This is a genomic window from Rhodoligotrophos defluvii, assembly GCF_005281615.1.
Lineage (GTDB): Bacteria > Pseudomonadota > Alphaproteobacteria > Rhizobiales > Im1 > Rhodoligotrophos > Rhodoligotrophos defluvii.
The window spans coordinates 317,582-335,026 of record NZ_SZZM01000005.1; the positions used below are offsets into that span (position 1 = coordinate 317,582).

Consider the following 17,445-nt stretch of genomic DNA (forward strand, 5'->3'; position numbering starts at 1 on the left):
CGCATCCGTCCCGCAGCAAGCGGCCTAAAATCGTCAGCCGAGGTCGAAAACAGGCGCGCCGGCGCCCCCGCCTCATGGACTGATGGGCCACCGTTAGAGCCAGGAAATGATATTCATGACAAGCGCCCGTGTTGCAAGGCGCCAACGCCCGAACCGGAGCCCGGCCGACGCGGCGGAACGGCGCGCCATCAAGGGCCCGTTGCGCAACGCCTTCAAACCCATCGAACCGCTGAGTGAAGATCAGCTCATGGCTATCCACGAGGCGTCGCTGAAACTGCTGGAAGAGACCGGCGTCGAGTTCATGGGCGCCAGGGCGCGTGACCTGTTCCGCAAGGCCGGCGCGGAAGTGAATGACGAGACGGGCCTTGTGCGCCTGCCGCGCCAACTCGTGCTGGAGGCGATCCGTTCGGCGCCGCAGCGCTTCACCCTGACACCGCGCAACCCGGCCCGGCGCGTGCATGTGGGTGGCGACGCCATCGCCTTCACCCTGGTGGCAGGGCCACCCAATGTGCATGACTGTGTTCGCGGCCGCCGCTCGGGCAACTACGAAGATTACAAGACGCTCGTCAAGCTCGCGCAGAGCTTCGATATTATTCACCTTCTCGGCAACCAGCCAACGGCGCCCGTCGAGCTGCCGGCCAACACCCGGCACCTCGATTGCTATCTGGCGAATGTCACCTACGCCGATCGCGTCTATCACTGTTCCGCGATTGGTCGCGACCGGGCCCTCGATGGTATCGACGTGATGGCGCTCTCCCGCGGCCTCACCCGCGAGCAGATGATGGCGGATCCGGGCGTGCTGACGGTCATCTCGGTAAACTCGCCCCGACGCTTCGACGAGGCCATGAGCGAGGGGCTGATGACCATGTCGGAGTTCGGGCAAGCGGTGGTGGTGACACCCTTCACGCTGATGGGCGCGATGACGCCGGTCAGTCTCGCCGGCGCCTTGGTGCAGCAGAATGCCGAGGCCTTGTCTGGCATCGTGCTGACGCAACTCGTTCGGCCGGGAGCGCCGGTCGTCTACGGTGCGTTCACGTCGAACGTCGATCTGCGCAGCGGCGCGCCTGCCTTCGGTACCCCGGAAAACGCTCGCGCGACCCTGGCGGCGGGACAGTTGGCGCGGCTCTACAAGCTGCCCTATCGGGCCAGCAATTCGAGCGCCAGCAATGTGGTGGATGCGCAGGCCGCGTATGAATCGCAGATGTCGATCTGGTCTGCGGTGATGGGGCATGCAAATATCGTCTATCACGGGGCCGGCTGGATGGAAGGCGGCCTCACCGCCTCTTTCGAGAAGATCGTGCTCGACGTCGAGATGCTGCAGATGATGGCGGAGACGATCCGGCCGATCGATGTGGATGACGAGGAGATTGCAGCGGGCCTTGCCGCGATCGCAGCGACCCCGACGGGCGGGCATTTCTTCGGCGCCGAGCACACGCTGGCACGCTACCGTACCGCCTTCTATCAGCCGCTGTTGTCCAATTGGCAGAACTACGAAAGCTGGGTATTGGCCGGCGCCCATGACGCGACCAGCCGGGCAACCAAAATCTGGCAGCAGACACTTGCCGACTACGAGCGTCCGGCGATGGACCCGGCGATCGAGGAAGCTCTCGCGGCTTTCATCGCCCGGCGCAAGGAGGCGTTGCGCGGCGTCGACCTCTGACCGATCGAGGGGATGGCGGAACGCGAACAGAGAGCGTCGAGAAAGTGCGAGGCGCTTCACCCTGCTGATTTCATGCTGCCTTATCGGGAGGCAAGGCAAGGGGCGGATCGAAAATGGCCGTCAGCCCTCTTTTCAACTATATTCGCGAAACGCGATATGCGGATCTTCCGGTCGCAGTGCAACGAATGGCGGAGCGCTGCCTCCTGGATCTGGTCGGCACAGCTGCTGCCGGAACCGAGACGCCGCTTTCGACGATCATCGGCAATCATGCGGTGAGAGGGTTCGGGGCCGGAGAGGGCGCCCCGAGGGCCCGACTTCTGTTCGACGGCCGGTATGCCAGCCCGATGGGGGCTGCCATGGCCGGCGGCATGACCATCGACAGCTTCGATTCGCATGACGGCCATGTGCTCACCAAGGGCCATGCCGGCTGCGCTATCCTGCCGGGCCTGTTGGCGCTCGCGGATGCCGCACCGGCGCCCATGAGCGGGGAAGAATTCCTGGCAAGCCTCGTGCTTGGCTACGAAATGGCGATCCGGGCAGGCATCGCCCTTCATGCGACCGCACCCGACTATCACACCTCCGGCGCCTGGAACGCCCTTGGCGTGGCAGCGATCGCCTGCCGCCAGTGGGGGCTCGATGCAATCCGCTTCCGCGAGGCCTTGGGCATTGCAGAATATCACGGCCCCCGCAGCCAGATGATGCGCGGCATCGATTTCCCAACCATGGTGAAGGACGGCTCCGGCTGGGGCGCCATGGTCGGCCTGTCGGCCGCCTCGCTCGCCGCCGACGGCTTCACGGGTGCCCCCGCCATGGTGATCGAGAGCGCGGAGGTAGCCGATCTCTGGGCGGATCTCGGCACCCGCTGGCGGATCCTCGAGCTCTATTTCAAGCCATACCCGACCTGCCGCTGGGCCCAACCGGCGGTCGATGCCGCGCTTGCGCTTCGCCGCCAGCATGGGGTCGATCCCCGGGAGATCGAGCGTATCGAGGTCGAGACTTTCCACAATGCGGTGCGATTGAGCAAGCGCCGGCCGCTGACCACCGAAGAGGCACAATATAGCCTGCCGTTCCCCGTGGCGGCAGCAATCGCGAGGGGCGAGCTTGCGCCCACGGATGTGTCTGGCGCGGCGCTCAGCGATCCTGCGATACTCGACCTGAGCGACCGCATTTCGCTGATCGAGGCACCGGATATCGAAGCGCGCTTTCCCGCTGAGCGATATGCGCGGGTGCGCTACCGGATGAAGGATGGTCGCCTGCTGCAAAGCGATACACTGCCGGCGCGAGGGGATGCGGAGCGGCCGCTTTCGGACGAGGAGATCATGGCCAAATTCCATTTGCTCGCCGATCGGGTGCTGGGTTCGCGGCGCGCCGGTGCGCTTGCCGACGCGGTATCGGGACTTGCGGAAGCCGGGTCGGTTTCCGGGCTGCTGGAGCTGCTGCTGACCGGGATCGGTCAAGGAGCGGCTGCCACTGCCGCGGCATGAACGGGATTGGGCAGGCGGGACATCATGCCGGCAACATCGGAAATGCAGAAAAACCGGATCGTCTCTTCACTGCCGTCATCGGCGGAACGCGAGATCCGCTTCGCCGTGCTCGTCTTCCCCGGCTTTCCGCTCATGGCCTTCAGCTCGGTGATCGAGCCGCTGCGGGCTGCGAACCTGCTTGCGGGGAAACCCTGCTATTCCTGGATCACGGTCGGGCCAGGCGACGGCAAGCTCTTTGCGTCCAACGGCGTGGGCATCGAACCCGATCATTCCGCCCGCAATGCACCCTTGGTGGATCGGATCGTCGTCTGCTCGGGCGGGGATGCGGACCATGTCGTCGCCGACCATGCCACCGCCTGGATCCGGCGCAACCTACGCGCCGGCGCCCATATCGGGGCGGTGGCGGATGCAGCCTTCTTCCTAGCGCGGCACGGCCTGCTGGACGGGCATGCCTGCACGCTGCACTGGACGAGCCAGGCTGCGTTCAGCGAAGCCTTTCCCCATCTCGAGATGCGCCGCGACCTTTACGTCATCGACCGGCGGCGGTTCACCTCCGCAGGCGGTGTCGGCAGTCTCGACATGATGCTGGACATGATCGGCAAGGATTTCGGTGCACCGCTCGCGGCGGGCGTGGCCGAATGGTACGTGCACAGCCCGCTGCGCTCCAGCGTGGACCGGCGGATGATGCCGCTCAGGCTCCGCACCGGGATCCGCAATGAGCTCGTGCTCTCGGCGGTCGCCATCATGGAGGACGCGGTCGAGGACAACCTCACCATGGCGCAGCTCGCAGACAGGCTGAAGGTCTCGCCCGACAAGCTGCAGCGCGCGTTCCAGCAGGAGCTGAGAACGGCGCCGAGCGCCTATTACCGGCGCCTCCGCCTCAAGCGGGCGGCGGACTTGCTGGCGCACTCGACGCTGCAGATCGGAGAGATCGCGCTCTGCTGCGGGTTCTGGAACGCCTCGAGCTTCTCGCGGGCGTTCAAGGAGCAGTTCGGCTGCTCGCCCGCCCGGACCAGGGGAGCCCGGGCCGCTGAGTGAATTGGGGGCACCGCAGGCATGCGCATCAGGGAGGTTGCGGAATTCCGCACAGAATTTGCGGGTTTTGGAATAACGAGAACAGTTCTAATCCGCCATGCTGCCGGGGTGGAGGTGACGCATGAGCATTGTGGTTTTTGATCCGGACAAGGTTGAGGACGTCGATTTCTCGGACCGCATGCGCCATCCGGCCGCAGCCGATCCGGCCGGTGGCATGTGGCTGTCGGACACGGAGCCGTCCTTCATCGACGCGGATGCGCTGCGCAAAGGCAGGCTGAAGAAGCTGCGCGACTGGATGGCGGAGGCGGGCTACGGCGCCGTGGTCCTGTTCGATCCGTATAACCAGCGCTATGCGACCGGCTCGCGCAACATGTTCGGCTATTTCTTACGGAACTCCACGCGCTACTTCTTCATCCCGACCGAGGGGCCGATCGTGCTCTTCGAGTACCCGCAGAGCTATCACGTCTCCATGGTGCTCGACACGATAGACGAGGCACGTCCCTCAAAGCTCGTGTGGTCTTCGGTCTCCGGTCGCGATGACGAAACCGCCGGGCCGTTCGCCGAGGAAATCATCGATCTCCTGAAGACCCATGGCGGTGGGTCGATGAAGCTGGGCATGGATCGCTGCAGCCATATTCAGGCACTGGCGCTGGAGAAGCGCGGCGCCGTCGTGAAGGACTGCCAGGCCGAGATTCTTGCCGTGCGTGCGGTGAAGACCCCCGAGGAAATCAAGTGCCTGCAGGTGTCCATGGCCGGCGCCGAGGCCGCGGTGGCGGCGGTGCGCGAGGCGATCAAGCCGGGCGTTTCCGAGAACGAGCTGTTCGCCATCATGTATCATGAGGTCATCCGCCAGGGCGGCGAGTTCATTGAGACGCGGCTCCTCTCATCGGGACAGCGCACCAACCCGTGGTTCAACGAGGCGAGCGGGCGCAAGATCAGGCCCGGCGAGCTGGTCGCGCTCGATACGGACACGATCGGATGCTACGGCTATTTCTCGGATTTCTCCCGCACGTTCCGCTGCGGTCCGGGCAAGCCGACGGAATATCAGAAATTGCTGTACCGGATGGCCTACGACCAGGTGCAGCACAATATCGCCATCGTGAAGCCGGGAATGGCTTTCCGCGAGATCGCCGAGAAGGCCTGGAAGATCCCGGACCGGTTCGTCGACCAGCGCTACACCTCCGTCATGCACGGTGTGGGCATGCATGGCGAAACGCCCTTCATCGCGCATGCCATGGATTACGAGACCTATGGACGCGATGGGATCCTGCTCCCCGGCATGGTGGTGAGCGTCGAGAGCTATATCGGCGAGAAGGGCGGCCGCGAGGGCGTGAAGCTCGAGGACGAGATCCTGATCACGGAGACCGGCACGGAGCTCCTGTCCCGCTTCCCTTACGAGGACGAATTTCTGAACGGGCAGGTGTAAATGAGGCGCCCGCTCTCGATCGACCCAGCCAGGACCGCGGGGCTGTTCATCGATCTCCAGGAGGAGCATCGACAGGATCCACGCTATCTCGTGGCGGGGTTCGAGAGCGTGCTTAGGAATGTGCGGCGGCTGCAGGAGGCGGAACGCCGCAATGGTGTCCTGCTCTGCCACTGCTCCTACGTGGTCGACCTTGCCGCCGAGGCCAAGTCGTTTCATCCGGTTATGGCGGATGGGCGCTCGGCCTTCAGCGCCAAGGGCGATCCCTGGACGGCGCTCTGCCCGGAGGTCGCGCCGGCGCCGGGCGAGCTGCATTTCGTGAAATCGGAGGCGAGTGCCTTCGGGTCCCCGCAGCTCGCCATGGCGCTGGCGGAGAGGCGGGTTGAATGGCTCGTGGTGGCGGGTGTCTGGACCGAGGCCTGTGTCGACGCCACGGTCAAGGATGCGATCGCCGCCGGCCTGCGGGTGCTGTTGGTCAAGGATGCTTGCGGCAGCGGAACGGCCGCGATGCACCAGACGGGCGTGCTCAACTTGGCGAACCGGCTCTATGGCGGCGCCGTGACGGACACGGACGGGGCGTGCCGGCTTCTCGACGGCGAGACCGTCGAGGTTTGGCAGGTCGAAGGCTCGGTGCCGCTGCGGTTCACTTTCGAGACGGCAGAACCGCTTTATCGGAGTCTTTGACCCGAATGCATCTCTGACAGGGCGCTGCGATGGAAATTCTGCAGTTCATGATGGCGAACATCGACCTGATCGGCGAAAGAACGCTGCAGCATATCTCCATCGTGTTCGTTGCCGTCTCGATTGCCGTCGTGACCGCCGTTCCAATCGGGATCGCGGTCACACAGTCGAAAACCGCCGCCGACACCGTGCTCTACTTCGCTTCGATGATGATCACGGTCCCCTCGATCGCACTGTTCGGGCTGATGATCCCCCTGCTGTCGCCGATCGGCCATGGCATCGGTTATGTGCCCGCAGTGATCGCGGTGATCCTCTACTCTCAGCTCCCCATCATCCGCAACACCTACACCGCAATCGCCAATGTCGATCCGGCACTGAGAGAGGCCGCGAAGGGCATGGGCATGAGCACGGGGCAGCGGCTTTTCCAGATCGAGATCCCGCTGGCAGCCCCGGTGATCATGGCCGGCATCCGCACGGCCGTCGTGATGAATATCGGTGTGACCGCCATCGCCGCCTATATCGGCGCGGGTGGGCTCGGCGTGTTCATCTCGCGCGGCATCAGCCAGTCGGATCCTCGCCAGCTCGTGACCGGGGCGGTGTGCGTCTCGCTGCTCGCCATTGCAGCTGACCTCGCCTTGGCGCTCCTTCAGCGCCTCATGACGTCGCGAGGCATCCGCAGCGAGGTCGTGCTGTGATCCGGCTCCAGCATCTCAGGAAGGTCTTTCCGACGCGCGACGGCGAAATCACCGCGGTGGACGATGTCAGCCTCGAACTCCCGGCGGGCGAGATCTGCGTGCTTCTCGGCCCCTCGGGCTGCGGCAAGACGACCACCATGAAGATGATCAACCGCCTGGTGCAGCCGACCAGCGGCAAGATCTTCATAGACGGCCGCGACACGGCCTCGGTGGACCCGATCCAGCTCAGGCGGACCATTGGCTACGTCATCCAGCAGGTCGGCTTGTTTCCCAACAAGACGGTGGCCGACAACATCTGCACCGTCCCGGACCTGCTGGGCTGGGACAGGAACAAGGCGCGGGCGCGGGCGGGCGAGCTCCTGGAGCTGGTCGGCATGGAGCCGGCGATCTTCATGAACCGCTATCCCCGCGAGCTGTCCGGCGGCCAGCAGCAGCGGGTGGGCGTGCTGCGGGCGCTTGCCGCCGACCCGCCCGTGATGCTCATGGACGAGCCTTTCGGCGCCATCGATCCGATCAATCGCGAGGTGATCCAGGATGAGTTCCTGCGCATGCAGCAGACGCTGCGCAAGACCATCATCTTCGTCTCACACGACCTCGACGAAGCGGTGAAGATGGCCGACAAGATCGCCATTTTCCGGGCCGGCAGGCTTGAGCAGTTCGCGAGCCCCGAGCGCCTGCTCGCCAGGCCGGCCACCGGCTTCGTCGAAAGCTTCCTGGGCAGCGATCGGGCGCTCAAGCAGCTGCGGCTGGTGCGCGTGGCGGACGCCATGGTGACCGGCGATGGCGTGACCCAGGCCGGGGACGTCGCGCGGGCCCGGGACATCATGCAGCGATCCGGCCTGCCGGCCGCCATCCTTGTCGACGGCGAAGGCCGCCCGGCCGCTTATGTCCAGCACGGAGCGCTCGAGCCTCAGCCGGTGCGAGCGACGGTGCCGGTCTCGGCCGACCTGCGCAGCGCCGTTTCCCTGATGTTCGCGCAAGACATGACGGTGCTGCCCTGTGTCGACGACGGGGGGTTGCTCAAGGGCGTCCTGACCCATCGTTCGATCGTCGACAGCCTCGCTCGCTCGAGGTCCGCGTCATGAGCGAAGCCGGCACGCAGCGCCTTGACCTGCCGGCCTCGCGGAAAGCCGTGGCCAGGGCGGCCATGCCCGAGGGCGCCCCCGGCCGCATGGCCATGCTGATCTGGCTGGTCATCGGGCTTCTGGTCGCTGCCTGGGCCTGGTCCAGCGGCATGCCGGCCGAGATCCTCAGCTACTGGGACGACATCACCTATCTCACCGTTCAGCATGTCGAGCTCGTCGCCTGGGCGGGCGGACTTGCGGTCCTTGCGGGCGTGCCGTTCGGGGCTTTGCTGGCGCGCCCCGCTTTCCGCAAGGTTTCCGAACTCATCCTGCAGGTGTTCAATCTCGGCTCCACCATCCCGACGCTGGCCATTCTTGCGCTGTCGATGACGGTTCTGGGCATCGGCACTGTGCCGGCCGTTTTCGGGCTCTGGGCGGCGACGCTGCTGCCGATCGTGCGGAATACCTTCACCGGTCTGCGTGCCGTTCCGCCCTATCTGCTGGAGGCGGCCCGCGGCATGGGCATGACGCCGTGGCAAGTGTTCTGGCGTGTGGAGCTGCCGAATGCCCTGTTCGTGATCTTCGGCGGCATTAGGACGGCGCTGGCGATTTGCGTCGGCTCGGCGCCGCTGGCTTTCCTGATCGGCGCCGGAGGCCTGGGTGAGCTGATCTTCACCGGCATTGCCCTCGACGAGCTGCCGATGATGCTGGCGGGTGCCATTCCAACCGCACTGCTCGCAGTTGCCACCGACTTCATTGTCGGCCGGCTGCAATACTACTTGGTGCCGCGAGGGATAAATCCGCTCCGGTGAGAGGTCAACCACGGGAAATAACAGAAGAGGAGGAGGACCGAGATGACCATTCTACCTAGGTTAGTCACCATCATCCTGTCGGCGATGCTGATGACCATTGCGCCAGCTGCTTTCGCCAAGGAATTGACCGTCGGCGGCAAAGGCTTCACCGAGCAGCTCATCATCGCCGAAATCACCAAGCAGCTGCTGGAGAGCAAGGGCTACAAGATCGACAAGAAGGATGGGATGGGCACGAAGATCGTGCGTGCGGCGCTGGAGGGTGGCGAGGTCGACCTTTATTGGGAATATACCGGCACCTCTCTCGTCACCTTCAACAAGGTGACGGAGAAGCTCTCGCCGGAACAGACCTATGAGCGGGTGAAGCAGCTCGATGGCGAAAAGGGCCTGGTGTGGCTCACGCCCTCCAAGGCGAACAACACCTACGCCATGGCGGTTCGCAAGAACAATCCGAAGACGGACGGCTTGAAGACCATCTCCGACATGGCCGCCGCCTATAACGCCGGCAAGCCGCTGATTATGGGCACGACGGCCGAATTCCCCAAGCGGGAAGACGGGCTCCTCGGCCTGCAGAAGGCCTATGGCTTCGAGGCGGGGCGTGAGCATGTCAGGCCGATGGATCTGGGGCTCGCCTACAGGGCGCTTGCCAACGGTGATCTCGACGTCATCTCGGCGCAAGCCACCGACGGGCAGATTGCGGCGATGGACCTGATGCTGCTCGAGGACGACAAGGGCTTCTTCCCGAACTACGCCATGACGCCGGTAGTGCGAGCCGAGGTGCTTGAGGCCAACCCGGATCTGCGGCCGATCCTCGAGGGCCTTGCCGCCAAGCTCGACGACTCCGTCATGCAGCGGCTCAATGCCGAGGTCGACGTCAATAAGAAGACAGTGGAGGAGGTCGCGACCGACTTCCTGAGGGAGAACGGCCTCAGCTGAGGTTTAATGACAGCATAGGAGAGATCAGATGACACTCCCCAGAACCTTCGGGATCGCGATCATTGGCGCTATGCTGTCGATCGCGCTGAGTGCGGTCGCCATGGCAGCCAGTATCACGGTGGGCGGCAAGGATTTCACCGAGCAGTTCCTCGTGGCGGAGATGACCAAGCAGCTCCTGGAAAGCAAGGGCTACACGGTCGAGAAAAAGGACAACATGGGCACGAATATCGTGCGCGCGGCCCTGGAGGGCGGGGAGGTCGACCTCTACTGGGAATATACGGGCACGTCTCTCGTCACCTTCAACAAGGTAACCGAGCAGCTCAGTCCGGAACAGACCTATGCGAGGGTCAAGGAGCTCGACGGCGCCAAGGGACTTGTCTGGCTCGCGCCATCGAACGCGAACAACACCTATGCCCTTGCCATCCGCAAGAACAATCCGAAGACCGACGGCATGACCACCTTGTCGGACCTCGCCAAAGCCTATAATGACGGCAAGGAGGTGCTGATGGGCACGACCGCCGAGTTTCCCAAGCGCGAGGACGGTCTCATCGGCCTGCAGAAGGCTTACGGATTCAAAGCGGGCCGCGCGAATGTGCGACCCATGGAGATCGGGCTCGTCTATCCGGCCCTGGCCAACGGCGATATCGACGTGGCGACCGTCGGCGCCACCGACGGGCGCATCGCCGCGATGGACTTGGTGCTGCTCAAGGACGACAGGGGGTTCTTCCCCAATTACGCGCTGGCGCCGGTGGTGCGAAAGGAAACGCTGGACGCGCATCCCGACCTCAAGGAGACCCTCGAATCCCTGTCGACCAAGCTGGACGATGCCACGATGCAGCGGCTGAATGGCCAGGTGGATGTTGAGAAGAAGTCGGTCGAAGAGGTGGCGCGCAATTACCTCAAGCAGGCCGGCCTCATCTGAGCGTGCCTCGTCGGTGAACCCGGGCTACAGAACATTGCTCGATGCGGAGGTCTGGCGTTTCATCGAGCGGATCAACGCCTTCTACCCCCCGGATGCGCTCGATCTTCCCATCGAACGCAACCGGGAGATCTATCGCCGGATGTCGGCGGCATTCCATGCAGGCCGCCCGGCAGGTATCACGGCTCAGGATTCGTTCATCGACGCCAGCGATCGACGGATCCCGATCAGAACGTATCGTTCAATCGGAAATGAAGCATCCGCCCTGGTGCTTTACTTCCACGGCGGCGGTTTTGTCCTCGGCGACCTTGACACCCATGACGACATTTGCGCCGAGCTCTGCGCCGGAACCGGGCATGTCGTGATCTCGGTCGACTACCGCCTTGCACCGGAGCATGCAGGAACGGCCGCATTCGACGATGCCATGGCGGCATTCGCCTGGGCCGCCACCGCCTATACATTGCCGGTGGTGTTGGTGGGAGAATCGGCGGGCGGCACGCTCGCGGCCTCCGTCGCCCATCATACCCGTGGCCACGCGCGCTCGCCCGCCGGCCAGGTGCTTGTCTATCCTAGCCTGGGCGGCGACAAGACCCGCGGCTCCTATGTCGATCACAGGGACGCCCCGCTGCTTTCCGTGACAGATCTCGAGCGGTACGAAGCCATGCGCGCAGGCGGCGCAGACATATCCCGCGATGTGCGCTTTACGCCGCTCGCGGATCCGGATTTTACCGGGTTGCCGCCGACCGTGATCTTCACGGCGGAATGCGATCCGCTCTGCTGCGACGGCGCAACGTATCGCGACCGCTTGACAGCCGCGGGCGGATTGGCGTGGTCCCATGAGGAGAAGGGGCTTCCCCACGGCTTTCTGCGCGCGCGGCACATGTCGGTGAAAGCGCGTGAGAGTTTCAAGCGCCTCACCGCCGCTGTGAAGGCGCTCGGGTCGGACGGTCTCTAAGGCTGTCAGAGGCCTGCACCAGGCAGTATCCAAGGTTCTTAGCTCATTTCCATCCATGTGCGACGGCGTCGCCGAGCCGTGCTACACCGCCGCTTCACCCTGAGATCGAGGCCTTCCAGCGATACTGTATACTACTTTGTTTCGGTGCATATGATATGTTTTGCGAATGGAACTGCGGCATCTCAAATATTTCGTGGCGGTAGCGGAGGAGCTGCATTTCCGCCGCGCCGCCGAGCGGCTGAACGTCTCGCAGCCGCCGCTCAGCCAGCAGATCCGTCAGCTGGAGCTGGAGCTCGGCACCACGCTGTTCGAGCGTACCAACCGGCGGGTGGTGTTGACGCAAGCCGGACGCCTGTTCCTGCGGGAAGCGCGCGCGGTGATCGAGCAGGCGGAACGGGCGGCAGCGGTCGCCCGTAGGGCTGAGCGGGGTGAGCTGGGCGAATTGCGCATCGGCATGTTTCCCTCCGCGCCGCTGGTGCCGGAAGTAGCGCAGGCCATACGGGCCTATCGGGCCAAATTTCCCGGCGTCGATCTCGTGCTGAACGAGCTTGAAAGCCGCGAGCAGATCGGGGCGCTCATGGAGGAACGCCAGGATATTGCCATCGTCCGCAGCATCGACGCGCCGATCCTGCCGCGGGAGATCGTATCGCGAAGGGTGGTGGACGAGCCTCTGGTGGTGGCGATGCGGCGCGACAATCCCTTGAGCCGGGGGGAGGGGCCGCTGCCTGTCGCAAGCCTGGCGGAGGAGCCCTTCGTCTTCTATGGCGAGAAAATGGGGGCGGTGCTGCCGCGCGTGGTTCTGGACCTCTGCCACAGGGCGCGCTTCGAGCCCAGGATCAGCCAGCTGGCCAATGCCAATAGCACCATGATCGGCCTCGTTGCAGCGGGCCTCGGCGTTGCGATCCTGCCGCAGGGCCTGAGCCGGCTCAGCCATCCCGATCTGGCCATTCGCCCTTTGGCGGAGAGCGATGCGACGGTTGCCGTCTGGCTCTTGAGCCATGGGCGCAACCGTTCGGCCATGGCCGAGGGTTTCCTCGCCCTTATCTGACCAAGGCCGGTGCCTGCCGGTGCCAGTCCGTAGCTTGCTGGAAGGCATGGGCGGCGGCGAGGATGCGGGCTTCGTCGAAATGCCGGCCGACCAGCTGCAAGCTGGCGGGCAGGCCGTTCGCGGTGAAGCCGGCCGGGATGCTCGCGGCTGGAATGCCAAGGAAATTCATGGCTCGGGTGAAATCCATGATGTCGCTGGCGCCAGTGCCCGTCAGGCCATCCGCATCGGAGGCGATGGTCGGCACCGGCACGGGCATGCACGGCAGGAGCAGCAGGTGAGCCTCGGTGAATGCATGCTCCACAAACCGGCGCGCCAGCTTGCCGCGCAGGGTGAGCGCCTCGGCATAGCGGGTGGCGGGCATGTAGAGCCCGGTTTCGAGGCGGCTCAGCACATGGGCCGAGAAGTCCCGCGGCCGGGTGGAGAGATCCCGGCCGTGATAGGCGGCGGCCTCGACCACGAGCACGACCCGGTTGAGGTCGTTGATCGGCTCCAGGCTGCCGATATCCACCTCCACGATCCGCGCCCCCAGATCTCTGAACGCCTCGATGCTCGCGTCCAGGATGGCGGAAATTTCGGGATCGACGCGGGCCAGGGCCCGGTCCGGCAAAATGCCGATCACCAATCCCGCCACGCCCTTGTCGAGCGCAGCCATGTAGTCCACGCGCGGCGCATGGGTGGTCACCGGGTCTGTGGCGGCCGGCCCGGCCACCACGGAGAGCAGCAGGGCGCAATCGGCCGCGCTGCGGGTGATCGGGCTTATGCAATCCAGAGAGGAGGAGAGCGGCGTCACGCCATCCTTCGGGATCAGCCCATAGGTTGGCTTGAGGCCGACCGCGCCGCAGGCGCCGGCCGGGATGCGCGCGGAGCCGCCGGTATCGGAGCCGAGCGAGGCCGGAACGAGCCTGGCGGCCACCGCCGCTGCCGAGCCGCTGGATGAGCCGCCGGTGATGAAGTCCGGGTTCCACGGGTTGCGGCAATGTCCGAGATGGCCGTTATAGCCGGTGGGGCTCAGGGCGAATTCCGCCATGTGCAGGCGCCCCACATTGATCGCGCCGGCGGCGTCCAACCTGCGGATCGCGGTTGCCGTACCAGTCGCCCGATGGTGCCGGCGAATGAGGGATCCGGCAGCGTTGACGCGGCCCTGCACATCGAACAGATCCTTGTGGGCCATGGGCACGCCGTGGAGCGGCCCGTGGCTGATGCCGCGGGCGCGATCCCGATCTGCCGTGGCCGCGCGCTCCATAGCCTCGTCGCGATAGGTGGCAACCGTGCAGTTCAGCGCCCGGCCCAGCCCGTCGAGCGCATCGAGGCTGGCCCTGGTGGCCTCTTGCGCGCTGATGTCGCCGGAGGCGATCCGGCCCGCAAGCTCGGTGAGGTCGAGCTCAAGAACGTGCATCGGCTTCAGCCCGGCGTGCGGCGGCGGCGAGCAGCGCCACAAAGTCGCTCGCGGAGAGGCCCGGCTCCATCTCGCGCTGGGCGATGGCCATGGCGCGCCCGTTGATCTTGCGGGCCAGCGCGGCATTGGCCGGATTGCACCAATCGGCGTCGACCACGCCCTGTAGCGCCAGCAATGCCGCCATCGAAGGCTCCATCGTCTGCTCCATTGTCAACCCTGAAGCACCGCATTGAGGAAAGCGCGGGTGCGGTCGCTTTCCGGCGCGGTGAACACTTTTTGCGGCTTGCCTTCCTCGACGATGCGGCCCTTCTCGAAGAACAGCACGCGGTCGGCGATCTCGCGGGCAAAGCCCATCTGGTGCGTGACCATGATCATGGTGAGATCGTGCTCATGGGCAAGCAGGCGCAAGACGTTCAGCACCTCGCCCACCAGCTCCGGATCCAGCGCCGAGGTCACCTCATCGAACAGCATCACCCGCGGCCGCATGGCCAGCGCCCGGGCGATCGCCACCCGCTGCTGCTGGCCGCCCGAAAGGCTGCTGGGCAGGGCGTGCAGCTTGTCCTTCAGGCCGACCAGCGCCAGAAGCTCCTCGGCGCGCGCCTGCGCTTCCGTTTTCGCCAGCCCGAGCACGGTGCAGACCGGGTTCATGACGTTCTTCAGCGCCGACCAATGGGGAAACAGGTTGAAGTGCTGGAACACCATGCCGACCTTGGCGCGCATCTTGCGCAGATGCGCTTCGTTCGCAGCCACGAGCTTGCCGTTCTTCCGCATATGCCAAAGGGGCTCGCCGTCGATCTCGATCTCCCCACCATCGATGGGCTCGAGGGTCATGATCGCCCGCAACACCGTGGACTTGCCCGAGCCGCTGGGGCCGATCAGCGCGACCTTCTCGCCGCGCTCGACCACCATGTTCAGGCCGTCCAGCACGACGAGCGGGCCGAAGGACTTGCGGACATCGGTGAGCTTGATGATCGGGTTCATCGGGCTAGCCTCGCTTCCAGGACACGCACGCCGGCGGAGGCAACCAGGCTCATGGCGAGGAAGAGCAGGCCGACGAGCGTCATGGGCTCCACATAGAGGAATTTCTCGGTGGCAATGATGTTGGCTCTCTGCATCAGCTCGATCACCGTGATGGCTGCGAGGATCGGCGTGTCCTTGAACATCGCGATCATGTAATTGGCGAGCACCGGAATGATCGGCGGGATCGCCTGGGGCAGGATGATCTGCAGCATTGCGGCAGATCTCCCGTAGTTGAGGGCGGTGGCCGCTTCCCACTGGCCCTTCGGCACCGACTCGAGGCCCGCGCGATAGACCTCCGCAATGTAGCAGCTGTAGTGGAGGCCCAGTCCGATGACGCCGGTTACGAATGGCGACATGGCGATGCCGAAGTCGGGCAGCACGAAGAACAGGAAATAGAGCTGCACCAGCAGCGGCGTCGATCGGATGAACTGCATGGTGCCCCAGAGCGGCCAGCGCACCAGGCGCCATTTCAGCCGCAACAGCAAGGCCAGGATCAGGCCCACCGCCAAGGCGACCGCGAAAGATGCGACGGTTGCCTCGATGGTGATGACGGAGGCCTCGAGGAGCAGCGGCAGGATCGACCGCGCATAGTCGAAATCGAACGGGATCATCGCCGCCCTCCCGTCAGGGCCACGCGCCATTCGGCGGCCCGGAACAGGCCGGTGATGACCAGGGCGATGAGGAAATAGCCGACCAGCACCACGGCGAATGGCTCCAGGGTGCGCATAGTGGTCTGCTGCAAGGTCAGCGCCTGGAAGGTCAGGTCATGCACAGTGATGAGCGACACGAGCGCGGTGGCCTTGAGCAGCTCGATCATCAGGTTGCCGAAGGGTGGCAACATGAGGGGCACGGCCTGGGGGATGAGGATCTTCCAGAGCGTTTGCCAACGGGTGTAGTTGAGCGCGCAGGCTGCTTCCCTTTGTCCGCGCGGCACCGCCGCGATGGCGCTGCGCACGATTTCCGCGCCATAGGCGCCGTTGCACAGGCCCAGCGCGAGAATGGCGGTGAAGACCGGCTCCAGGTGAATGCCGAAGAAGGGCAGCACGAAGAACAGCCAGAACAGCTGGACCAGAAGGGCGACGCCGCGGAAGATCTCGATATAGGCGAGCGCCACCCACCGAACCGGCGCGAAAGGCGAAAGGCGGGCCAGCCCGGCGATGAAGGCCAGCACGAGCGCAAGGAGGCTCGCCGCCACGGTGATCTTGATGGTGGTCAGCGCACCGTCCAGGAAGAGCCAGCGCGCTTCGTAGATGAGGGACATGGGGCCGTACTCGCCTTGAGCGATAACGCGCGGCACCGGCTCCGTTCGAGCCGGTGCGTCATTTGCTTGCCGGGCGCACGCTATTCTGTGCAAGCCTTGGCGGTCGTCATCCCCGGCTTGACGGCATCGTCCGGCGTGAGCGCGTATTTGTCCATGAGCGCCGCATATTCGGGCGTGTCGCGGAAGGCGACGAGGCGCTTGTTGATCTCGTCAAGCAGTGCCTTGTCCTCCAGCCGCATGGCAAAGCTGGCAAAGCCGTAGCGCGGCTTGCCGTCGACCACAGGCTGCTCGAAGGGATGGGCGCGCTCAAGCGCCGGATCATTCAGGCTGCGCAATTGGGTTTCGAGCACGATGGCGACGTTGGTATAGGCATCGGCCCGCCCCGACTTGACCGCCGTGTAGCCGCTGGCGTCATCGGGAATGGTCACGATCTGCTCGTCCTTGACGCCCATGGCCTTGGCATTGTCGCGCAGGCCTGTGCCGCCCGCCGTGTTGGCCAGCTTGAGGGTGGGATCGGCAGCGATGTCCTTGTAGCTGTGGATCTTCTTCGGGTTGCCGGCCTTAACAGCCACCGCATCACCGAGAACATAGAGCGGCTCGGCAAACGCAACCTGCTTGCAGCGGTCGGGTCGGATATAGATGGCCGATGTCACCAGGTCGAAGCGCTTGGCGACGAGGCCGGGAATGAGCCCGCCGAAATTGGTGACGCTACCCTCCAGATTTTTGATGCCCATATCGGCGGTGATGTGCCTGAGCACCTCGATGTCGAAGCCGGTGAGCTCGCCGGAGGGCGTCATATAGGCGAAAGGCGTCTCATTGGCGACGCCGACCCGCAGCGTGCCGCTCTCGCGTGCTTTGGTGAGCGTGTCGGCCTGCGCGGTGACGCTCGCGGCGACAAGCGCTGAAGCAATGGCCAGCGCTGATGTTAGTGCACGTCCGATCTGCAGGATGGTCATCGGCATTTGTTCGTCCCCTTTGTTGCTTTTGTCGCATTTGGCTGGCCTACCCACGGGTGTCCCTGGCCGCTCACTAAATTGACGACAATTTTGTCATCTTTGT

The 17,445-nt window shown here is 64.7% G+C and carries 18 protein-coding genes; 12 read left to right on the forward strand and 6 right to left on the reverse strand.

The window, feature by feature from the left end:
- Positions 1–115: 115 nt before the first annotated feature.
- The 12 genes from E4P09_RS20665 (at position 116) to E4P09_RS20720 (ending at position 12,709) form a co-directional block, all read left to right on the forward strand.
- Complete coding sequence (locus E4P09_RS20665) at positions 116–1,660, forward strand: trimethylamine methyltransferase family protein (protein WP_137391517.1); 1,545 nt, start codon at positions 116–118, stop codon at positions 1,658–1,660.
- A gap of 113 nt (positions 1,661–1,773) precedes the next feature.
- Positions 1,774–3,144 carry an MmgE/PrpD family protein gene (locus tag E4P09_RS20670; protein WP_137391518.1) on the forward strand — a complete coding sequence of 457 codons (1,371 nt, stop codon included), beginning with the start codon at positions 1,774–1,776 and terminating at the stop codon, positions 3,142–3,144.
- Between the two features lie 42 nt (positions 3,145–3,186).
- Positions 3,187–4,182 (forward strand): GlxA family transcriptional regulator, encoded by a 996-nt coding sequence (locus E4P09_RS20675; RefSeq protein WP_137391621.1) that lies wholly within the window; start codon positions 3,187–3,189, stop codon positions 4,180–4,182.
- 118 nt (positions 4,183–4,300) lie between these two features.
- Entirely contained in the window at positions 4,301–5,605 is a 1,305-nt protein-coding gene (locus E4P09_RS20680; RefSeq protein ID WP_137391519.1) for a M24 family metallopeptidase, read from the forward strand.
- Positions 5,606–6,286: an isochorismatase family protein gene (locus E4P09_RS20685; protein WP_137391520.1), complete on the forward strand. Its 681-nt coding sequence runs from the start codon at positions 5,606–5,608 to the stop codon at positions 6,284–6,286.
- A 29-nt stretch (positions 6,287–6,315) separates the two neighbouring features.
- Positions 6,316–6,978, forward strand: a complete 663-nt coding sequence (locus E4P09_RS20690) for an ABC transporter permease (protein ID WP_137391521.1) — start codon at positions 6,316–6,318, stop codon at positions 6,976–6,978.
- Positions 6,975–8,063, forward strand: coding sequence for an ABC transporter ATP-binding protein (locus E4P09_RS20695; protein WP_137391522.1), 1,089 nt, complete (start codon positions 6,975–6,977; stop codon positions 8,061–8,063). The genes E4P09_RS20690 and E4P09_RS20695 overlap by 4 nt, the downstream gene beginning before the upstream one ends.
- Positions 8,064–8,125: 62 nt before the next feature.
- On the forward strand, positions 8,126–8,854 hold the full coding sequence (locus E4P09_RS20700; protein ID WP_137391622.1) for an ABC transporter permease: 729 nt from the start codon (positions 8,126–8,128) through the stop codon (positions 8,852–8,854).
- A gap of 84 nt (positions 8,855–8,938) precedes the next feature.
- A complete protein-coding gene (locus E4P09_RS20705) occupies positions 8,939–9,787 on the forward strand; it encodes a glycine betaine ABC transporter substrate-binding protein (RefSeq protein ID WP_487392615.1) in 849 nt (282 codons plus the stop codon).
- Positions 9,788–9,857: 70 nt separating this feature from the next.
- Positions 9,858–10,709, forward strand: a complete 852-nt coding sequence (locus tag E4P09_RS20710; protein WP_487392616.1) for a glycine betaine ABC transporter substrate-binding protein — start codon at positions 9,858–9,860, stop codon at positions 10,707–10,709.
- Positions 10,710–10,722: 13 nt separating this feature from the next.
- Positions 10,723–11,661, forward strand: coding sequence for an alpha/beta hydrolase (locus E4P09_RS20715; protein WP_239025295.1), 939 nt, complete (start codon positions 10,723–10,725; stop codon positions 11,659–11,661).
- A 166-nt stretch (positions 11,662–11,827) separates the two neighbouring features.
- Positions 11,828–12,709 (forward strand): LysR substrate-binding domain-containing protein, encoded by an 882-nt coding sequence (locus E4P09_RS20720; RefSeq protein WP_137391526.1) that lies wholly within the window; start codon positions 11,828–11,830, stop codon positions 12,707–12,709.
- Here the strand turns inward: E4P09_RS20720 and E4P09_RS20725 are convergent.
- The 6 genes from E4P09_RS20725 to ehuB form a co-directional block, all read right to left on the reverse strand.
- Positions 12,702–14,105, reverse strand: coding sequence for an amidase (locus tag E4P09_RS20725; protein WP_170984530.1), 1,404 nt, complete (start codon positions 14,103–14,105; stop codon positions 12,702–12,704). The two genes, E4P09_RS20720 and E4P09_RS20725, sit on opposite strands and share 8 nt — an antisense overlap.
- The gene (locus tag E4P09_RS26070; protein ID WP_170984531.1) at positions 14,092–14,289 is read right to left on the reverse strand and encodes a hypothetical protein; all 198 of its coding nucleotides are present in this window, start codon (positions 14,287–14,289) and stop codon (positions 14,092–14,094) included. Before E4P09_RS26070 ends, E4P09_RS20725 begins: the two co-directional genes overlap by 14 nt.
- Positions 14,290–14,315: 26 nt before the next feature.
- Entirely contained in the window at positions 14,316–15,086 is a 771-nt protein-coding gene (gene ehuA, locus E4P09_RS20730; protein ID WP_137391528.1) for an ectoine/hydroxyectoine ABC transporter ATP-binding protein EhuA, read from the reverse strand.
- The gene (ehuD, locus tag E4P09_RS20735) at positions 15,083–15,733 is read right to left on the reverse strand and encodes an ectoine/hydroxyectoine ABC transporter permease subunit EhuD (protein ID WP_205042231.1); all 651 of its coding nucleotides are present in this window, start codon (positions 15,731–15,733) and stop codon (positions 15,083–15,085) included. The genes ehuA and ehuD overlap by 4 nt, the downstream gene beginning before the upstream one ends.
- Positions 15,733–16,386 (reverse strand): ectoine/hydroxyectoine ABC transporter permease subunit EhuC, encoded by a 654-nt coding sequence (ehuC, locus tag E4P09_RS20740; protein WP_137391530.1) that lies wholly within the window; start codon positions 16,384–16,386, stop codon positions 15,733–15,735. The genes ehuD and ehuC overlap by 1 nt, the downstream gene beginning before the upstream one ends.
- Before the next feature lie 80 nt (positions 16,387–16,466).
- Positions 16,467–17,348, reverse strand: coding sequence for an ectoine/hydroxyectoine ABC transporter substrate-binding protein EhuB (gene ehuB / locus E4P09_RS20745; protein ID WP_137391531.1), 882 nt, complete (start codon positions 17,346–17,348; stop codon positions 16,467–16,469).
- Between the last annotated feature and the right edge of the window lie 97 nt (positions 17,349–17,445).

What these genes read in the sequence shown, in the direction of transcription:
- ehuC (WP_137391530.1), bottom strand. Translation starts at nt 16,386, where the DNA reads ATGTCCCTCATCTACGAAGCGCGCTGGCTCTTCCTGGACGGTGCGCTG.
- E4P09_RS20720 (WP_137391526.1), top strand. Translation starts at nt 11,828, where the DNA reads ATGGAACTGCGGCATCTCAAATATTTCGTGGCGGTAGCGGAGGAGCTG.
- E4P09_RS20665 (WP_137391517.1), top strand. Translation starts at nt 116, where the DNA reads ATGACAAGCGCCCGTGTTGCAAGGCGCCAACGCCCGAACCGGAGCCCG.
- E4P09_RS20700 (WP_137391622.1), top strand. Translation starts at nt 8,126, where the DNA reads ATGCCCGAGGGCGCCCCCGGCCGCATGGCCATGCTGATCTGGCTGGTC.
- E4P09_RS20670 (WP_137391518.1), top strand. Translation starts at nt 1,774, where the DNA reads ATGGCCGTCAGCCCTCTTTTCAACTATATTCGCGAAACGCGATATGCG.
- E4P09_RS20725 (WP_170984530.1), bottom strand. Translation starts at nt 14,105, where the DNA reads ATGCACGTTCTTGAGCTCGACCTCACCGAGCTTGCGGGCCGGATCGCC.
- E4P09_RS20705 (WP_487392615.1), top strand. Translation starts at nt 8,939, where the DNA reads ATGCTGATGACCATTGCGCCAGCTGCTTTCGCCAAGGAATTGACCGTC.
- E4P09_RS20710 (WP_487392616.1), top strand. Translation starts at nt 9,858, where the DNA reads ATGCTGTCGATCGCGCTGAGTGCGGTCGCCATGGCAGCCAGTATCACG.
- ehuB (WP_137391531.1), bottom strand. Translation starts at nt 17,348, where the DNA reads ATGCCGATGACCATCCTGCAGATCGGACGTGCACTAACATCAGCGCTG.
- E4P09_RS20675 (WP_137391621.1), top strand. Translation starts at nt 3,187, where the DNA reads ATGCAGAAAAACCGGATCGTCTCTTCACTGCCGTCATCGGCGGAACGC.
- E4P09_RS26070 (WP_170984531.1), bottom strand. Translation starts at nt 14,289, where the DNA reads ATGGCGGCATTGCTGGCGCTACAGGGCGTGGTCGACGCCGATTGGTGC.
- E4P09_RS20690 (WP_137391521.1), top strand. Translation starts at nt 6,316, where the DNA reads ATGGAAATTCTGCAGTTCATGATGGCGAACATCGACCTGATCGGCGAA.
- E4P09_RS20680 (WP_137391519.1), top strand. Translation starts at nt 4,301, where the DNA reads ATGAGCATTGTGGTTTTTGATCCGGACAAGGTTGAGGACGTCGATTTC.
- E4P09_RS20685 (WP_137391520.1), top strand. Translation starts at nt 5,606, where the DNA reads ATGAGGCGCCCGCTCTCGATCGACCCAGCCAGGACCGCGGGGCTGTTC.
- ehuA (WP_137391528.1), bottom strand. Translation starts at nt 15,086, where the DNA reads ATGAACCCGATCATCAAGCTCACCGATGTCCGCAAGTCCTTCGGCCCG.